Origin of the sequence: Vagococcus carniphilus, assembly GCF_014397115.1 — a bacterium.
GTDB lineage: Bacteria > Bacillota > Bacilli > Lactobacillales > Vagococcaceae > Vagococcus > Vagococcus carniphilus.
Genome location: NZ_CP060720.1, coordinates 2,506,026 through 2,523,971, shown reverse-complemented (window position 1 = coordinate 2,523,971; position 17,946 = coordinate 2,506,026). Strand labels below are relative to the sequence as shown.

The window sequence follows — 17,946 nt, the reverse complement described above, 5'->3', positions numbered from 1 at the left end:
TAAATATGAATATATCAGATAGACAAATGAAAATAATCAAACTATTAGAAAATTCTCAGGGAAATCGTTCTTCGGAAGATCTTGCTGAAGAATTAAAAGTCTCATCTAAAACAATAAAAAATGATATAAAGGTATTAAAATCTTTTTTTGGTGATGAAATCATAGAGGCAAAACCTGGTATTGGTTATCAATTAAATAAATCATTAATTAATTTAGAAAAAATTGAATATAAAAATGAAGATTTTGAAATTTTAAATATCCTAATTAACCAACCAACTATCGATTTGTATGAGCTAGCAGATAAAGTATATATAAGTGAGGCCACTCTATTAAGAAAAGTGGCCTTAATGAATGAACTTATAGAAAAAGAATATGATTTTTTAGGAATTGAAAGAAAAAATAATCTGCTTTATATTAAAGGAGAAGAAAATAAACGGAAAATTTTTAATCTATTTTTGAATAAAGAGCTGGATAGTCATACACTAGATCTTTCAAAATATCAGTTTTATTTTAAAAATTGTGATATCAAGCAATTAACTCAAATTATTTTTGATTTCCATCAAACAATCCATTTGAACTTGAATGATTTTTCAACAGTGTCTTTTGTCCTTCATATGGCAGTTTTAATTGAAAGAATTAATAAGAAACAATTTCTAAATCAATTTGAAGAAATAAAATTAGATGAAAAAAGCTATGACCTTGCAAGGCAGTTAATAAAAGAGCTAAAAAAAGAACTTAGTATAGACATACCGAATGAAGAAATTTATTATGTTGCTAAATTGTATTCAACAAAAGTTGTAGACTCAAGTATCGATCAAAATGAGATGATAGAATTAGTGGAGGCAATAGTCACTTCAATAGATAAGAATTATTTTATTCAATTCAATGAAAATGAAGAATTTAAAAATTTTTTAAATCTTCATTTGATTTCCTTATATACAAGAGCAAAAGAAAATAAATTCTTACCTAATCCATTAACAGAAGAATTAAAATTGAAATATCCATTTATCTATACAGTAACAGTTTATGCAACGTCTATTATTCAAAAATCTTGGAATTTAACGATTCCTGATAGTGAAATTGGCTATATTGCATTACATTTTTTATCAGCATACAAATCTATGAAAAATAAAGATAGCAAAAAAGTAGTGTTAATCTCTTCTTTAGGGAAGGGAGGTATGTTATTAGTTGAACGTCAGTTGAACTTAATTTCCTCTTTTTCATTTCAGATTGTGTCTCATCAATCAATTTTTGATAAGAGTGGCATTCCAGAAAATGTGGATTTAGTTTTATCAACGGTAAAATTAGCTAAAGAGAATTTGCCACATGTTTATTATTTTAATCAAATGCTAACAGCAGAAGATCTGAAACAAATAGAAAAGATTGTATCGACTAAAAAAGAATTATCAATTTTTGATAAATATTTTCATAAAGATTTATTTTTTAGTCAGTGTTCTTTTTCGAACAAAGAAGAAGTTATAACTTTTTTATGTAAAAAACTAGAGAAACAAGGTTTTTGCCAAGAAGATTATTTACAAAAAGTATTAGATAGAGAAGAAATTTCTAGTACCTCTTATGGTAATTATTACGCGATTCCCCATGCTATTAAACGAGAGGCGACTGAAAATGCAATTGCTGTTTGTAGCCTGAAAAAGCCAATATATTGGGGAACTCATAAAGTAAAAATTATTTTTTTACTATCTCTAAAAACAGAACGAGATGAATCATTTGAGGCTTTGTTTGATCAGCTTTTTTATCTTCTTGAAAAAAAAGAGATTATAAAAAAATTAGCGGGTCAAGAGAGTTATGAAGGTTTTATGGCATTGTGTAATGAGGTTTACTCAGAAAAATCACTTTAGGTACTTATATATTACAAATAATAAAGCGACCGTAAGAAGTTGAATTAAAAGTCTAACTTCTTACGGTCGCTATTTTTATTGCCAAATAAGCGAACTAACGGATTCAGAAAAAACACTATGGCTAATGACTATTAACAAGTCCTATTAAAGCAATGAGAGCTGGATAAACGCTTAAAATAAAAGAAATTATGACAAGAAGTGTCCAAAGCCAATTCTTTTGTTTCATCCAACAGAGAATAGACAAAATGAAAGAAGTAACAGGTATTATAATATAAAGTAAAACAGATATAATATTTGCAATTAATACATTTGCTGGAAACAATAATTTGATAGCGTAAAATATTTTGTGTAAATAGAAATTTTAGGTAGATAAAAAGAAAGTCCATTCTGTAAAATTAAAGTTACCACAACCGAAATTTTATAGGAGGACTTTCTCATGACTAATTTTACTACAGAAATTATGGAAACACTAATCAATAAAGGTGATTTGGATGACTTATTCCGTCGTCATCTAGAATTAGCTATCAATACACTGCTACAAGCTGAATTAACGGCTTTTCTTGATTATGAGAAATATGATCGCACTGGTTTTAATTCAGGTAATTCCCGAAATGGGAATTATTCTCGTTCATTTAAAACAGAGTATGGAGAATTAAATTTGGCAATTCCTAGAGATAGAAATGGAGAGTTTTCTCAACAAACGTTGCCTGCTTATAAAAGAAGTAACGACTCTTTAGAAACCACCATTATCCAATTATTTCAAAAAGGAATCACTATGTCTGAAATCTCTGAGTTGATTGAAAAAATGTATGGTCATTACTATACACCACAAACCATTTCCAATATCACTCAAATAGTATCTGAAGATGTTGTTGCTTTTAAAGAAAGGTCCTTAGAATCCCAATACTCAATCATTTTTATGGATGCTACTCACATTCCTTTAAAAAGACAAACTGTCTCAAAAGAAGCTGTATATATTGTCATAGGTATCCGACTGGATGGGACCAAAGAGGTTCTTGGGTTTAGTATTGCTCCAACTGAGTCTTCGTATGTTTGGAAAGAAATACTTCAAGACCTAAAAGACCGTGGTTTAGAAGAGGTTTTATTAGTCGTAACTGATGGTTTAAGCGGCATTGACGATAGTATCCATAGTATTTATCCAAATGCTCAATTTCAACAATGTTGTGTCCATATCTCTAGAAATATTGCTCATAAGGTTCGTGTTAGTGATCGACAAGAAGTCTGTAATGATTTTAAATTGGTTTATCAAGCAGCTTCAAAAGAAGAAGCTATGAATCAAATAAGTTTTATGATAGATAAATGGAAAAAGCAGTATCCACGAGTAGTTAAATTACTCATGAATCCTGCTATATTAACCTTTTATAATTTTCCTCCATCAATCAGAAGAACCATTTATTCAACTAACTTGATTGAAGGTTTTAACAAACAATTAAAGAAATATACAAAAAGAAAAGAACAATTCCCTAATGAAGAATCTCTAGAGAGATTCTTAGTTTCTCAATTCAACAACTATAATCAGAAATTTTTGTGTCGGATTCATAAAGGTTTTAAAGAAATACAAGATACATTAGAATCAATGTTTTAACTTAACCGACAGAATGGTTTTTTCCATTTACACATAATTCTTGACGCAACCAATAATTTCCAAATGGGGTTAAAGATAGGAAGGTCAATCCAAATGCCAGATACTAGATTGATAGCGATTGTTAAAATAAAGAAAATTGGATAAATATTTTTAATTTTTGATGGTTGTTTCATATAAAACCTCACTTAGATTTATTTAGATAGACGCAATGACTTCGATTTCAAATAGAGCGTTCATGGGCAGTTGTTTGACTGCCACACAAGAACGAGCTGGATAGTTCTCTGTAAAAAAAGTGTGATAGATATCATTAACTTCAGAAAAATGGGCCATATCAGTGATAAACAGAGTTGTTTTATTAACATGTTCATAAGACATATGAGCTTCTTCTAAAATATGACCTAAATTTATTAAAGACTGAGTTGTTTGCTCGGATAAAGTATTTTTTAATTTCCCTGATTCTGGATTAACACCTAATTGACCAGATATATATAGATTCCCATTAGCTAAAACAGAGTGGGAATAGGGGCCAATTGGTTTTGGTGCTTTAGTTGAATTAATTATTTGCTTTTTCATAAAAAATCTTCTTTCTATTAGTTATAGTAAAACTTTTGATAAGATAAATACGATAAAAAAACTGGTTAAAGAAATAATAATACTTGCTAGAGGTAGTACTTTATATGCTAATTTAGAGTCTAGCTTTGAAGCAGTTGAAACAGCCCAAAACATGTCATCATTACCATGAAAAATCATGAATGAACCAGAAGCACAGGCCAAGAAAACTAGCATACCACCAGTAAAATTATCATATCCCATAGCAGGTACGATTGGAGCAATAATAGATGTAGCAGTTAGTAGTGAAACAGTAATCGAGCCGATAGCGGTTCTAAAGATAACCCCAATTAAAAAGAGCGTTAATAATCCTAATGAAGAACCAACTAAGAGTTTTGCAAGTACCATTTTTAAATCAGTCGCTTGAAGTACTGCTCCAAAGCCACTACCTGCACAAATAATGATTAAAATTTGTGCGCCAGCTTGTAGTGACTTACCAAAAACGCCATCAAATTGCCAAATAGTCGTATCGATATTATTTTTCAAACAAAGAATAAGAGCTAGAATAAGACTGATAATTAAAGCTATTTCTGTTGTGCCAGCCACTTCTAATAGATGTTGTAACCAATCGTAATTTGATAGAGATTCAATAAGAAAAGTTTTTAGCATAATTAAAATAACCGGAACAATTATTGGAGAGATAGCTGCAATAAAACCAAAGGATTTAGGCTTCTCTTCATTTTTTTCTTCTTCTAAACTATTATTTTCTGGATAAGGATATTTTTTACCTAACCATGTAGCACAGAAATAAACCACTCCAATTAATGCTAAACCAAAGATTAATGAAATTAACATGACTTTTCCCATCTCAAGAGATAAGACATCTATTGCCGCAAGTGGTCCTGGAGTTGGAGGAATGAATGTTGTTGGAATTAAACATCCCATACTTAGGGATACAATCATAACCATATAATTAATATTGGCTTCACGACTCATTTTTTTTGCTAATGGAGCTAGTAAAATAAAGGCAGATGAGCAGAAAACAGGAATTGAAACAAGAAGTCCTGTTAAAGCAAGTCCAATAGGAGAGAATTTTTTCCCAGTCACTTTAATGATTCGTTTTGCAATGACATCTGTTGCACCGCTAATTTCAAGCAATCCACCTGTAACGGTCCCGATTAAAACAATCAACCCAAGACTGGTAATAGCAGAGCCCATAGCATCTTTAATAATGGTTAGGATTTCTAAAAAACTAATATGAGATAGCAAACCATAAATAAAAGAAACACTTAATAACGTAAAAAAAGGATGTAGTTTAACTTTAATACTTAAAAAAATTAAACAGGTGATAGACAAAAGTAAGATGAACATAGTCATTTTTTTACCTCCTATTTACTTACAGTAAAGTTTTTCCTTTTTTGTAATAGCTTGCCATTTCATTTTCAGGCACCATGTTGCCACCAGTGCCCCAAATTAAATGAGTTCCGGTTTTTACAAAAGCTTCTTCACTTCCAATTGTCTGATTGAAATCAACAAAGGAAGCAATGCCAGCAGTTGAAGAAGGTTCAACATAAATAGTTTCACTATCTGTTAAAAGTGTTAAGTATTGATACAACCTATCATCATCAACGGTTGTAGCTGCGTACAGAATCGGTTTGATAACATTTCCAACTAACCGTGAAGGACGACCAACCGCTAAACCATCTGCAGCTGTTTTACCATCAATTCCAAGGTCATTGACTGAAATACCATCATTTAGACCGGTGTATAAGCCAAGTAGCATAGAAGGTGCATGAGTTGGTTCGACAAAAATAATTTTGACACCAGGGCCGAAAATAGTAACCAGACCAAATGCGACACCACCAGGGCTACCACCAACTCCACATGGTAGATAAACAAATAAAGGATTTTCTTCAGAGACTGTTATACCTTGTTGGTCAAATTGTTTTTTTAAACGAAGAGCAGCAACAGAATAACCTAAAAATAAATCTCTAGAACCTTCGTCATCGACAAAATGACAAGTAGGATCTTTTTCAGCTTCTTTTCTTCCTAAGGTAACAGCTTTACTAAAATCACCTTCATGTTCTATGACTGTTACTCCCCTTTTTCGAAGTAACTCTTTTTTCCACTGTTTAGCATCATTCGACATATGAACGGTTGTATGAAATCCTAGTTTTGCTCCCATGATTCCTATACTTAATCCTAAATTTCCTGTTGACCCAACAGCTATCGCATAGTTAGAAAATATTTCTTTGAACTCTTCGTCAGCAAGTTTAGCGTAGTTGTCCTCAATTGATAATTTACCAGATTCCAAAGCAACTGTTTCGGCAAATTTTAGAACTTCATAAATGCCACCGCGAGCTTTTATTGAACCTGAAATCGGTAAGTCGTTATCACATTTTAAATAAAGTTTCCCGTTAGTTGTTAAGTTTTCTTTTTCTTTTAAGGTGGTCAACATGTTTGGAATTTCAACTAAATGAGATTCAATGATTCCTTTAGTGGGCTCAGTTTCTGGAAAAACTTTTGCGATATACGGAGCAAAGCGATCTAGGCGATTAGAAGCATCTAAGATATCTTCTAAACTGAAATAAGAATCACTACTTTCTCCAAAGTTAGGATTTTTCCAACAAACCTCGTTTAGGTTTTTCAAATCTGTTAAAAAAGCATCCATTTCAATTGTCATTATTAAAACCTCTTTCCTTTTTATAATGTCAGGTTAGAAAGAATTCAAAAAGAGTATTTAACTTTAAAAGTAAGAGAAAATTGATTATAATATGGTTTGAGGTGTTAAATTTAATTAATCAATTTTAGATGATAAAGATAACCTTTTCATTTTTGAAGTATCTAACAGTACAAGAAAAGAGTAGCATATCATGTTAAAAATGTAAAATTAAATTTAACTTTTTGCTTATAAATTAAATTAAATTTAACAGAGGTGCCGAATGGATACAGTCAATGTTGGAAATCAAATAACTAAATTTAGAAATGAAAAAGGCTATTCAATGCGTAAATTAGCTGAATTAGGTGAAATAACGCCATCGATGTTAAGTCAAATTGAACGGGGATTAGCTAATCCATCAATTCAAACATTAAAAATACTATCAAAGGTATTAGAAGTTCCAATTTTTTATTTTTTTCTTGAAGAACAGACAACTGATAGTTTAATCACACGAAAAGATGAACATAAAAAAATGATTGTTAAAGATTTATCTTACGAATTATTGTCTCCAGATTTAGCTGGAGAATTAGAGACTGTTATTATGAGAGTACCAAGTGGAGTAGTTTCCTCAAGTGAACCAATTGGGCATAAGGGTGAAGAAATTGCTTATGTATTGTCTGGAAAAATTAACCTTTATTTAGATAATAAGTTGTATAGTTTAGATTCAGGGGATAGTGTTAAAATACCAGCTTATATGGTTCATAAATGGGAAAATATTGAAGAGGAAGAAGCAAAAGTAATTTTTTCAGTGACACCACCAACATTTTAGAGGATTAAAGGAGGCATTTTAGAGATGCTAATGGATCAGTTAAAAGAAATGGCTAATTTTACAAATCATGAAAAAGACATAGCTTCTTATGTGCTAGACCATTTAGAGGAGATTCCTCAACTGACTTCTGATGAGTTGGCTAAGTTATCCTTTACTAGTAAAGCAACAGTTATTCGTTTGTGTCAAAAATTAGATTTATCGGGGTATCAAGAGTTTAAGTTAAAACTTGTAGCTGAGATAAATCAAGAAGAACGTATCAATAGATTGTTAGCAAACGAGCCTATAACGGATCAAAGTACGCCAAGTGATATTATGAAAACATTACCTTTTTTATATGATAAATCAATAACGAATACACGATTAACGATAAATGAAAATACCATGAATCGAATAAATAATCGGCTAAAAACAATGGATGAAATTCATTTATACGGGACCGGAATAAGCTATATGTTAGCCCAATCTGCTGCTTATAAATTTTCAACGTTGGGTGTTCCTTGTTCATCATTTGAAAGTATTAACGGACATGCCTTGGCAGCAAGAAAAAAAGAAAGAATAGTTGTTTTTTTAATCAGTTTTACAGGTGCGAATAAAACAATTCATCAGATTGCGCAATATTTAAAAGAAGCGACTGATTATTACATTGTGGGAATTATGGGCCCCCATAGTCAAGGAATTGAAAAATGGTGTGATGAAATGATAGAAATTCCTAATCGAGATTCTTTGTTGAGTTTAGATGTTATCCATTCTTTTTCCTCAGCGAATTATGTGTTAGATATTATTTTTGGAATGTTACTAGCGGAGAGATATGAAAATCATGTTCTCTCTTCTGTAGAAATGCTTAATCATCAATCACTTTTATTAGATAAACTTGATAATTAATACGAAATGGACCTTTGTTACATAAACAGAGGTCTTTTTTTATGGAATAATGAACCAACTGACCAATGATAAGAATAGATATTGTTGATTAAAAATAGGCGTGCTAAACTACGGCTATAAAAATTTAGGAGGGACCTTAATGGGAAAATATGAAAAATTAGCCCAAGATATTGTTGTTAATGTTGGTGGAAAAGAAAATGTATCCGGTTTAGTTCATTGTATTACTCGATTGAGATTTACATTAAAAGATGAATCAATGGCTCAAGATGAAACATTAAAAAATATGGATGGCGTGATTACTGTTATGAAAAGTAGTGGGCAGTATCAAGTGGTAATTGGGAATCATGTGCCGGAAGTTTTTGAAGACGTTTGCAAGATACTTGATTTAGAAAATAATAGTGGAGAAAGTGAACCACCTAAAAAACAGAAAAAAATAGGCTTGTTAATTGATACAGTCTCAGGTATTTTTCAACCAATTTTAGGAATCATGGCAGCATGTGGGATGCTTAAAGGATTCAATACACTTTTTGCAACACTTCATCTCTATAGTGAAACAAGTGGTGGTTATTTAGTTATTAACGCAGCTGGAGATGCATTATTTACTTTTTTACCTTTATTTTTAGGGTATACAGCAGCTAAAAAATTTGGTTTAAAACCAATGATAGGTTTGGCATTAGGAGCAGCTATGTGTTATCCCGGTATTCAAGGAAGTGCAATAGCTGAGGGAGCAAAACCTTTATACACACTGTTGAATGGAACGATGTTTGCTTCTCCAGTTTACGTTGACTTTTTTGGTATTCCAATTATTTCGATTGATTACACTGGAACAGTTATTCCAATTATTTTAACTGTTTGGTTTGCTTCAAAATGTGAGAAATTTTTTAATCGATATGTTCCTGATTTAGTTAAATTTTTCTTTGTTCCAATGCTAACCTTGTTAGTTGCTTTACCAGTGGCAATGATTGTAATAGGCCCAATTGCAACATTTGCTTCAACATTAATTTCAGAATTTACATTGATGATTAGAAGTTTTAGTCCATTGTTAGCTGGGGCAATAGTTGGTGCTACTTGGCAAATTTTAGTTATTTTTGGTATTCATTGGGGATTTATTCCTGTTTATATCAATAATATTATGACTTTAGGCTATGACAATGTAATGATGCCGTTCTTTGCTTGTACCTTTGCAACGTCTGCTGTAGTACTTGGAATTTATTTCAAAACAAAAGATAAAAAATTAAAACAAATGGCTATTCCAAACTTTATTTCAGGTATTTTCGGAGTGACTGAGCCAGCTATTTACGGTATGCTCCTTCCATTAAAAAAACCATTTATTATCAGTTGTATAGCAGGTGGAATTGGTGGTGCTTTTTACGGTCATTTCAATTTCAGAAAATTTATTATGGGTGGAATGGGTATTTTTGAATTACCTAATATGATGAATCCAGATGGTAGTATGGGAAATATTATTGTTGCCCTAGTAGGTATTGTTATCTCGATGACGGTTGGTTTTTTATTAACAGTTATCTTTTATAAAGAACCAGCAACCCAAAGTAATCTTGATGGAAAAGTTACTAAAGAAAATATAACTGAAACAAATGAGGCAGAAGAGACGATCCTTTTTAGTCCCTTAAATGGGAAAGTTATCCCGTTAGAAGAGGTCAAAGATGCCGCTTTTTCTTCAGGTGCATTAGGTGATGGATTAGCCGTATTACCAGAATCAGGTGAATTGTATTCTCCAATTAATGGGACGGTCGTGGCACTTTTTCCAACAGGACATGCTATTGGTTTATCAACAGATAGTGGTGTTGAAATTTTAATCCATATTGGAATGGATACTGTATCTCTAGAAGGAAAGGGTTTTGAAACATCTGTATCAGTAGGAGATAAAGTTATAAGAGGACAAAAATTAATTGATTTCGATAAGGAAGCTATTATATCTGCGGGGTATGATATCATTACGCCGATTGTCATCACTAATACACAAGATGTTTTATCTATTAAAAAAACAAATAAGGCTGATGTTACTAATAATGATATGTTATTAACAGTTAAGCGATAGGAGGTAAAAACAGTGAGAAAAGATTTCTTATGGGGAGGAGCCACTTCGGCAAATCAGTACGAAGGTGGTTATCAAGAAAAAGGACGAGGACTGTCTTCAATGGATATTGTACCAACTGGAGGCAATCGTCAAAAAATGATCAAAGGGCATATAAATCAGCTCGAAATTAAAGAGAGCTTGCATTATCCAACGCATGAATCAGTAGATTTTTTTAATCATTATAAAGAGGATATTGCTTTGTTTGCTGAGATGGGATTTACAGCGTATCGAATGAGTATTTCATGGTCACGAATCTTTCCAAAGGGTGATGAAGAAAAGCCAAATCAAGAAGGATTAGATTTTTACGAATCTGTTTTTAAAGAATGCCAAAAATATAAAATAACTCCTATTGTTACTATTTCACATTTTGATGCCCCACTTTATTTAGTAGAAACGATAGGCAGTTGGAAGAGTAGAAAAATGATTGACTACTATTTGAGATATTGTCATATTCTTTTTACAACGTATAAAGAATATGTCACACATTGGATTACATTTAATGAAATTAATATGATTTTACATGCGCCTTACATGGCTGCAGGGGTACTTGTTGAAGAAAATAATGAGAAACAGATCAAGTATCAAGCAGCTCACTATGAATTAGTTGCTAGTTCTTTAGCGACTAAACTTGCAAAAGAAATTAATCCTAATAATAAAATTGGGTGTATGTTCGCAGCCGGAAGTGCTTATCCTTATAGCTGTCATCCAGAAGATGTTTTTGAAGCTTTAAAAGTGGATCAAGAAAACTATTTTTTTGCAGATATTCAAGTAAGAGGTAAATATCCTTCTTATGCTTTAAAAAGTTTTGAGAAAAATGGCATCAAGATAGAGATGACTCCTGAAGATTTAGAAAATATAGCAAATCATACAGTTGATTTTATTTCATTTTCTTACTACAACAGTAGGTGTATTGCTCGAAAAGAGTCAGATGCAGAACTAACAGAAGGGAATCTATTTGCGACTGCTAAAAATCCATATCTGGAATTAAGTGAGTGGGGATGGCCAATTGATCCTTTAGGCCTAAGGATAACGTTAAACAATATTTATGATCGATATCAAAAGCCAATGATAATCGTTGAAAATGGCTTAGGTGCAAGAGATAATCTAGAGAACGAACAAGTCCATGATGACTACCGAATTGATTATTTATCGAAACATTTAAAAATGATGAAGGCAGCTATTGAAGAAGATGGAGTCGATTTATTTGGTTATACCGCTTGGTCAGCTTGTGATATTGTTAGTGCCTCAAGTGGTGAAATCGATAAACGATATGGTTTTGTCTATGTAGATGCTGAAGATAATAATAAAAGAATTAGAAAAGATAGTTTTTATTGGTATCAAAATGTAATTAAAACAAATGGTAAAAATTTATAAAAATAGAGAACAGGTCATAAAGTTGACCTGCTCTCTATTTTTTTAGTAAGCAATCTGAAAAGGCAATCATTTTCTCAAAATTTTCAACAGAATGATCTGTTAAATGAGGTTTCAATGCATGATAAATATGTGTGACTTCATCAAAAATAAGTCGATTAGCAGATTTGTCAGGGGTCATGATTCTTGCGTGAGTCATCCACATTTGACCAATTAACCAAGTATTTTCAGTTAGGATATTTTTATCAAATTCAGAAATATTTTTCATAATCCCATTCTCAATCCAACAATCATACATTTTAGTAATTTCATCTGAAACGTTCTGTGCTCTTTTTGAATAAAATTCTTTAAGTTCTTCATCATTATTTAATAGCGTATACATTTCTGTGTAAAAAAATCGATACTTGTAGGTATTTTTAGCTAGTGCTAAGAAAAACATGAAGACATCATCTTCTGTTTCTCTATTATCAGTTGTAAAAAATATAGCATCCATTGCAGGGGCAATCCGTTCAATAAAAATAGAGCGGATAATATGCTCTTTGTTTTTGTAATGATAGTATAAATTACCAACGCTCATATCTAGAAATTCAGCAATGTCGTTTGTATTACATGAAGAAGCATCTTTATGATTGAATAATTTAATTGATTCATTCAAAATTTTATCTTTTGTTTTAATAATAATCTACTCCTTCCACCACTCTATATAATACTAAAAATATGAAAAGAGTCAATTAAATCTTTATTTATTCTTAGTTTGTTTATCGATTGTTTATTGGAACAAAATCGTTTTTAGAATAAAAACTCTAAAAACAACTTGATATAAAAAGTACCTCAGACTATAATGAGGTCAATTAGAGTAATAGCTCTAATTATCCGGATAATAACTTTAAGGAGTAGAGACAGATGACAAAAAGTAAATCGCTTGATTTTAAAGTACAAGATAACGTGGGCATTATCACGCTAGATAATGCAGAGAAATTCAATGTTGTCGGAAGAACTTTTTTTGAAGAATTACGTGATGTACAACAAGAAGTGTTAGCAAATGACACAATTAAAGCAATTTTAATTTTGGCTAATGGCAAACATTTTTCAGCAGGAATTGATTTAAATTATTTAAATACGGCAAGTTCTGAAGTAATGAAAGAAAGACTAGTTGGTTATCAACAGTTATATAGTTTTTGGGAAACGCTTCCTATACCAGTCGTTTCTGCAGTTAATGGAAAATGTATTGGCTCAGGTGTGGAATTAATTTTAGGATGTGACATTCGAATTGCTGGTGAAGATGCTAAATTATCTCTCCCTGAAGTAAAAATAGGGCTATCTCCAGATATGGGGGGAACCACTCGATTAACTCGCTTGGTTGGTTACGGTCAAGCCAAACGACTTATTTTATCATGTGATGAAATTTCAGCTGAAGAAGCTTTAAGTATTGGATTAGTTGAAAGAGTTGTTCCAACAGAAAAATTACATGAAGAAGCACTTAAATATACAAAAAAAATAGCAAGTTACCCATCAAACAGTTTAAGATTTGCTAAAAAAGGAATTCAAGTAGCTCAGGAAAGTAGTTTGGCTGCTGGTTTGATGTATGAAGAAGCTCAATCAATTTACTGTTGTGGAGCAGATGATATTAAACAATCGATCAATATGATTTTAGGAAAATAATATAAAAGATGAGGAGTTTTTATGATGGATTTTCAAAAAATACTTTACAATGTTCAAGAAAAAATTGCTTTTATTACATTAAATACCCCTAAAAATTTAAATTCTTTTGATGATGTTATGTTAGATGAAATTGTAAGCGCCTTACATCATGCAGATGAAGATAATGAGGTAAAAGTTATCGTTTTAAACAGTTCATCTCCAGCTTTTAGTGGCGGAGGAGATGTGCGTGCAATGTATGAAGGTGTGAAGAGTAATAATCTAGATTTCAATACTTCTATCGAAAAAATGGCATCGGTTTCTTTAACAATGAAACAAATTTCAAAACCAGTTATCGCTTCTGTTTCCGGAGCTGTTGCAGGGGCAGGATTTAATGTAGCGTTGGCAGCTGATTTTATTATTGCTAGTGAAGATGCGTTCTTTATTCAATCATTTGTGAATATTGGTTTAATACCAGATGCTGGTGGAATATTCCTTTTATCTAGAGCAGTTGGAGTAAATAAAGCAACTGAACTTGTGATGACAGGTAAACCAGTTAGTGCTTCACAAGGTAAAGAATTAGGTTTTGTTTCTAATATTGTTCCAACAGAAGAGCTAGAAGCCGCAACAAACAAGCTTGCAAAATCTTTAGCTTACGGTCCGTCCTTAGCCTATGCAGAAATCAAAAAACTTGTTTTTGAATCAGATTTTAAAGGATTTGAAGAATACGTAAAACAAGAAGTTAAATCACAAGTAGCTTGTAGTGAAACAGCAGATTTTGTTGAAGGCATTTCAGCTTTTGCCGAAAAAAGAAAACCAAAATTTAATTAACCTTAAAGGAGAAGATCATTATGTGGAAAGATGTTTATCAAAGTAAATTAGTTTCTGTAGAAGAAGCAGCAAAAAAAGTAGAATCAAACGATAAAATTTGGTTTGGTGCTTGTTCATCAGCACCGATTCAATTATTAGAAGCTTTAGCAGACCGATACGAAGAGGTAGAAAATGTTGATTTAGTTACTGGTCTAGCATTGTATCCATTTAAATTTTTCCAATCACCTAAATACATTGGACATTTAAATTATACAACTATTTTTTATGGCGCATTTGAAAGAAAATTTTATAGTAATGGCAATATCAATGTGAACCCAATTCATTTGTCAGAAACATTAAATACAGCTCGCGATGTTTACCATGTAGACACTTTATTAGCAGATGTCTCAGCTCCTGATGAGGATGGATACATGTATTATGGCCCAATGGGTGTGTCGCTAAATGGTGAAGTAGCAGAATTCGCTAAAAAAATAATTGTTCAAGTTAATAAAAACCAACCAAAAGTCTCAGGAGTTAAGCACCGTATTCATGTGGATGATGTGGATTATATTTGTGAGCATGATCATGAATTACCAATTTTACCTCAACCAGAAGTAAGTGAAACAGATAAAAAAATTGCCTCAATTATTCTACCGATGATTGAAGATGGTTCATGTATTCAAATCGGTTTAGGCGGTTTATCTAACGCTGTTGGATATGGTTTAGATACGAAAAAAGATTTAACTGTTCATACAGAAATGTTCACTGATTCAATGGTTTACTTAGCTAAAAAAGGTGTTATTAACGGCAAGATGGTAGCAGGTTTTGGTCTGGGTAGTAAAGAATTATATGAATTTGTTGGGGAAGGAAAAGTTGATTTAGCGCCAATTAATCAAGTGAATAATTCTTATGAGGTCGGTAAAAACGATAAATTTGTTTCAATCAACGCATGTTTAATGGCAGATTTAACAGGCCAAGTTTGTTCAGAGACTTTAGGGCATTACATGTACAGCTCAACTGGTGGACAGCTTGATTATGTTAAAGGTGCTGCTATTTCTAATGGTGGTCAAAGTTTCCTATGCTTACCATCGGTTAATAAAAATAAAGATGGTCAAGTATCATCTACTATTACTTTGAATTTACCAAAAGGTGAGATTGTTACAACGCCAAGATCAGAAGTTATGTACATTGTAACTGAATATGGAGTGGCAGATTTAAGAAATCAACCTGTCAGAGAACGTGTTAAACGAATGATCGCTATTGCACATCCTGATTTCCGTGAATCATTACATGAACAAGCATTAGAAGCTGGCTTAATAAGAGAGTAGGTATAAAAATGAAGAATAAATTAAATAAAGTAGCTGTTATTGGTGCCGGTACTATGGGAAGTAGTATTGCTGCCTTATTAGCAGCAGTTAATCTAGATGTTTGGTTACTTGATATCCTTCCAAATAATTTAACATCAGAAACAGAGCATGATAAAAATGCAAGAAATCAATTAGCTTTATCAGGTATCAAACAAATGAAAAATCCAAAGAGTCATATGTTACTTGATTCTTCTAATTTAAATCGAGTTCATCCAGGAAACATGGTCGATGATTTAGATGTTTTAAGTGAATGTGATTGGATTATTGAAGTTGTTTTAGAAAAATTATCAATCAAGCAACAAGTAATGAAACAAATTGCATCAGTTAGAAAAAAAGGGAGCATTGTTTCATCTAATACGTCAGGTGTTTCGATTACAAGTATTATCGAACAAGAAGATGACGAATTCAAAGCTCATTTTTTAGGAACCCATTTTTTCAATCCTCCAAGATACATGAAATTATTAGAAATTATCCCGACAAAAGATACTTCTTCAGAAGTGGTAGAAACAATGACAACATTCTTTGAAGAAGAGCTTGGAAAAGAAGTTGTTATTGCTAATGATACGCCTAACTTTATTGGTAACCGTATCGGAACGTTTGCTTACATCGATGTGATGAAACAAATGGAAAAATATGAACTATCTATTCCCTTAGCTGACGCTTTATCAGGTCCAGTTATTGGTAGACCGTCAAGTGCAACTTTTAGAACGGCAGATATGGTGGGAATTGATATCTTGAAAAATGTTGCTCATAACGTGGTAAGTCAATCAAATGATGCGGTTGAAAAAGAGAATTACACACCACCATTATTTGTAGATGCCATGATTGAAGCAGGAACACTAGGAAATAAAACGTCAGGTGGTTTCTATAAGAAATCAGTGGTTGATGGTAAACGAACTTTCTTAGTTAAAGATTTAAAAGCAAATGAATATGTTCCTTTTGATAAAGTGAAAAATGAAAAAGTTATGTCAGCTTTAAAATCAGATAATAAATATAAAACAATCGCCTATGGTTCAGATATCGAGAATCAATTTGTCTGGGAAACATTAAAACACACATTACTATATAGTGCGTCATTAGTTCCTGAGATAACAGATGATTTCAAGATGATTGATAAAGCAATGAGAGCAGGATTTAACTGGGAATTAGGACCTTTTGAAATTTGGGATAAATTAGGACTAAAAGAAAGTGTTGAGAGAATGTTAGAAGAAGGTGACACAGTTCCTAACTGGATTCTTTCAATGATTGAAGATGGAAAATCTAGTTTTTATTCTGAGGGAAAATCAACAAGTGAAATGAAACAAACTCTGATTGTTGAAAACGCTGGTGCTAAGATTTGGCATATTGGAGATGACATTTTATTCTTAGAAATTATTTCTAAGGGTCATGTGATCAATAGTGATGTGATCGAAATGATGGAAAAAGCAACCTCATTACTAGAAACATATGAAGGGTTAGTTATTTCAAGTTATGGGAAAAACTTCTCAGTTGGAGCAGATTTAGGAACGATTGCTCATTTAGTTGAGAATGATAACTGGAAAGAACTAGAACAATTAATTGAACGATTACAGTATGCTAATTTGAATTTAAAATATGCAAAAAAACCAGTTGTAACAGCTAATTTTGGTATGACATTAGGTGGTGGAGCTGAAGTGTCAATGCATAGTGATCATATTGTGTCTTATCCAGAAACCTATCTTGGATTAGTAGAAGTAGGCGTAGGTCTAGTTCCAGCTGGTGGTGGATGTAAAGAGATGGTTAGACGTAGTAGTCAAAAAATTTCTAAGAGAACAAAACAAGATTGGATAGTTGAAGTAAAAGAGATTTGGCGAACTATTGCAATGGGACAAGTTAGTACTTCTTCCTTTGATGCCATTAATAAAGGCTATTTTTTAGAAAATGAAATCACACATCAATTTAGACAAGAAAAATTAGTCGAAACAGCTAAACAAGTGATTCAAGACTTAAATAATAATCATTACCGTGCACCTTTGAAAAAAGAAATTCCTGTACTAGGTTCAACTGGAATGGGTGCGATAGAGATGGAAATTAACGGCATGAAAGAGGGCCAATTTATTTCAGAATATGATGGTCAATTAGCCAAAAGTGTTGCAACGGTTTTATGTGGTGGGGACCTACCAATTGGAACAATGGTGACAGAAGAATACTTGCTATCTCTTGAAAAAGATATGTTCTTAGAATTGTGTCATAAAGAACAGACTCAAAATAGAATTAAACACATGTTAACAACAGGAAAACCGTTAAGAAATTAGGAGGA

Annotated in this window: 15 protein-coding genes; 10 read left to right on the top strand and 5 right to left on the bottom strand. The window is 32.1% G+C overall.

The window, feature by feature from the left end:
• The first annotated feature begins 5 nt into the window (after positions 1-5).
• The gene (locus H9L18_RS12245; RefSeq protein ID WP_126796626.1) at positions 6-1,859 is read left to right on the top strand and encodes a BglG family transcription antiterminator; all 1,854 of its coding nucleotides are present in this window, start codon (positions 6-8) and stop codon (positions 1,857-1,859) included.
• 436 nt (positions 1,860-2,295) lie between these two features.
• On the top strand, positions 2,296-3,465 hold the full coding sequence (locus tag H9L18_RS12240; protein WP_104859673.1) for an IS256 family transposase: 1,170 nt from the start codon (positions 2,296-2,298) through the stop codon (positions 3,463-3,465).
• Here H9L18_RS12240 and H9L18_RS12235 read toward each other — a convergent pair.
• From H9L18_RS12235 to dsdA, 4 genes are read right to left on the bottom strand one after another with little or no spacing between them, the layout of a single operon-like run.
• On the bottom strand, positions 3,462-3,638 hold the full coding sequence (locus H9L18_RS12235; RefSeq protein WP_185847539.1) for a hypothetical protein: 177 nt from the start codon (positions 3,636-3,638) through the stop codon (positions 3,462-3,464). The genes H9L18_RS12240 and H9L18_RS12235 overlap by 4 nt on opposite strands.
• 22 nt (positions 3,639-3,660) lie before the next feature.
• Complete coding sequence (locus tag H9L18_RS12230) at positions 3,661-4,038, bottom strand: RidA family protein (protein ID WP_126796428.1); 378 nt, start codon at positions 4,036-4,038, stop codon at positions 3,661-3,663.
• A 21-nt stretch (positions 4,039-4,059) separates the two neighbouring features.
• On the bottom strand, positions 4,060-5,391 hold the full coding sequence (locus H9L18_RS12225; protein WP_126796430.1) for a GntP family permease: 1,332 nt from the start codon (positions 5,389-5,391) through the stop codon (positions 4,060-4,062).
• 19 nt (positions 5,392-5,410) lie between these two features.
• A complete protein-coding gene (gene dsdA / locus H9L18_RS12220; RefSeq protein ID WP_126796432.1) occupies positions 5,411-6,697 on the bottom strand; it encodes a D-serine ammonia-lyase in 1,287 nt (428 codons plus the stop codon).
• Between the two features lie 259 nt (positions 6,698-6,956).
• Here dsdA and H9L18_RS12215 point away from each other — a divergent pair, with 259 nt between their 5' ends.
• From H9L18_RS12215 to H9L18_RS12200, 4 genes are all read left to right on the top strand, one after another.
• Positions 6,957-7,502, top strand: coding sequence for a helix-turn-helix domain-containing protein (locus H9L18_RS12215; RefSeq protein WP_126796434.1), 546 nt, complete (start codon positions 6,957-6,959; stop codon positions 7,500-7,502).
• A 24-nt stretch (positions 7,503-7,526) separates the two neighbouring features.
• Entirely contained in the window at positions 7,527-8,384 is an 858-nt protein-coding gene (locus tag H9L18_RS12210; RefSeq protein WP_126796436.1) for a MurR/RpiR family transcriptional regulator, read from the top strand.
• 139 nt (positions 8,385-8,523) lie between these two features.
• Complete coding sequence (locus H9L18_RS12205) at positions 8,524-10,443, top strand: beta-glucoside-specific PTS transporter subunit IIABC (RefSeq protein WP_126796439.1); 1,920 nt, start codon at positions 8,524-8,526, stop codon at positions 10,441-10,443.
• Between the two features lie 12 nt (positions 10,444-10,455).
• On the top strand, positions 10,456-11,856 hold the full coding sequence (locus tag H9L18_RS12200; RefSeq protein WP_126796441.1) for a 6-phospho-beta-glucosidase: 1,401 nt from the start codon (positions 10,456-10,458) through the stop codon (positions 11,854-11,856).
• A gap of 34 nt (positions 11,857-11,890) precedes the next feature.
• On the opposite strand, the gene H9L18_RS12195 is transcribed toward H9L18_RS12200, so the two are convergent.
• Positions 11,891-12,508, bottom strand: coding sequence for a TetR/AcrR family transcriptional regulator (locus H9L18_RS12195; RefSeq protein WP_126796443.1), 618 nt, complete (start codon positions 12,506-12,508; stop codon positions 11,891-11,893).
• Positions 12,509-12,756: 248 nt separating this feature from the next.
• On the opposite strand from H9L18_RS12195, the gene H9L18_RS12190 reads away from it, so the two are divergent.
• From H9L18_RS12190 to H9L18_RS12175, 4 genes are read left to right on the top strand one after another with little or no spacing between them, the layout of a single operon-like run.
• Positions 12,757-13,515 (top strand): enoyl-CoA hydratase/isomerase family protein, encoded by a 759-nt coding sequence (locus H9L18_RS12190; RefSeq protein ID WP_126796445.1) that lies wholly within the window; start codon positions 12,757-12,759, stop codon positions 13,513-13,515.
• Between the two features lie 21 nt (positions 13,516-13,536).
• Positions 13,537-14,322, top strand: a complete 786-nt coding sequence (locus H9L18_RS12185) for an enoyl-CoA hydratase-related protein (RefSeq protein WP_126796447.1) — start codon at positions 13,537-13,539, stop codon at positions 14,320-14,322.
• A gap of 20 nt (positions 14,323-14,342) precedes the next feature.
• On the top strand, positions 14,343-15,629 hold the full coding sequence (locus H9L18_RS12180) for an acetyl-CoA hydrolase/transferase family protein (RefSeq protein WP_126796449.1): 1,287 nt from the start codon (positions 14,343-14,345) through the stop codon (positions 15,627-15,629).
• Between the two features lie 8 nt (positions 15,630-15,637).
• On the top strand, positions 15,638-17,941 hold the full coding sequence (locus H9L18_RS12175) for a 3-hydroxyacyl-CoA dehydrogenase NAD-binding domain-containing protein (protein WP_126796451.1): 2,304 nt from the start codon (positions 15,638-15,640) through the stop codon (positions 17,939-17,941).
• The last annotated feature ends 5 nt before the right edge of the window (positions 17,942-17,946 follow it).

Bases quoted from the DNA above. Each gene is read 5' to 3' on its own strand.
- H9L18_RS12245 (WP_126796626.1), top strand. From the start codon at position 6: ATGAATATATCAGATAGACAAATGAAAATAATCAAACTATTAGAAAAT.
- H9L18_RS12240 (WP_104859673.1), top strand. From the start codon at position 2,296: ATGACTAATTTTACTACAGAAATTATGGAAACACTAATCAATAAAGGT.
- H9L18_RS12235 (WP_185847539.1), bottom strand. From the start codon at position 3,638: ATGAAACAACCATCAAAAATTAAAAATATTTATCCAATTTTCTTTATT.
- H9L18_RS12230 (WP_126796428.1), bottom strand. From the start codon at position 4,038: ATGAAAAAGCAAATAATTAATTCAACTAAAGCACCAAAACCAATTGGC.
- H9L18_RS12225 (WP_126796430.1), bottom strand. From the start codon at position 5,391: ATGACTATGTTCATCTTACTTTTGTCTATCACCTGTTTAATTTTTTTA.
- dsdA (WP_126796432.1), bottom strand. From the start codon at position 6,697: ATGACAATTGAAATGGATGCTTTTTTAACAGATTTGAAAAACCTAAAC.
- H9L18_RS12215 (WP_126796434.1), top strand. From the start codon at position 6,957: ATGGATACAGTCAATGTTGGAAATCAAATAACTAAATTTAGAAATGAA.
- H9L18_RS12210 (WP_126796436.1), top strand. From the start codon at position 7,527: ATGCTAATGGATCAGTTAAAAGAAATGGCTAATTTTACAAATCATGAA.
- H9L18_RS12205 (WP_126796439.1), top strand. From the start codon at position 8,524: ATGGGAAAATATGAAAAATTAGCCCAAGATATTGTTGTTAATGTTGGT.
- H9L18_RS12190 (WP_126796445.1), top strand. From the start codon at position 12,757: ATGACAAAAAGTAAATCGCTTGATTTTAAAGTACAAGATAACGTGGGC.
- H9L18_RS12185 (WP_126796447.1), top strand. From the start codon at position 13,537: ATGATGGATTTTCAAAAAATACTTTACAATGTTCAAGAAAAAATTGCT.
- H9L18_RS12180 (WP_126796449.1), top strand. From the start codon at position 14,343: ATGTGGAAAGATGTTTATCAAAGTAAATTAGTTTCTGTAGAAGAAGCA.
- H9L18_RS12175 (WP_126796451.1), top strand. From the start codon at position 15,638: ATGAAGAATAAATTAAATAAAGTAGCTGTTATTGGTGCCGGTACTATG.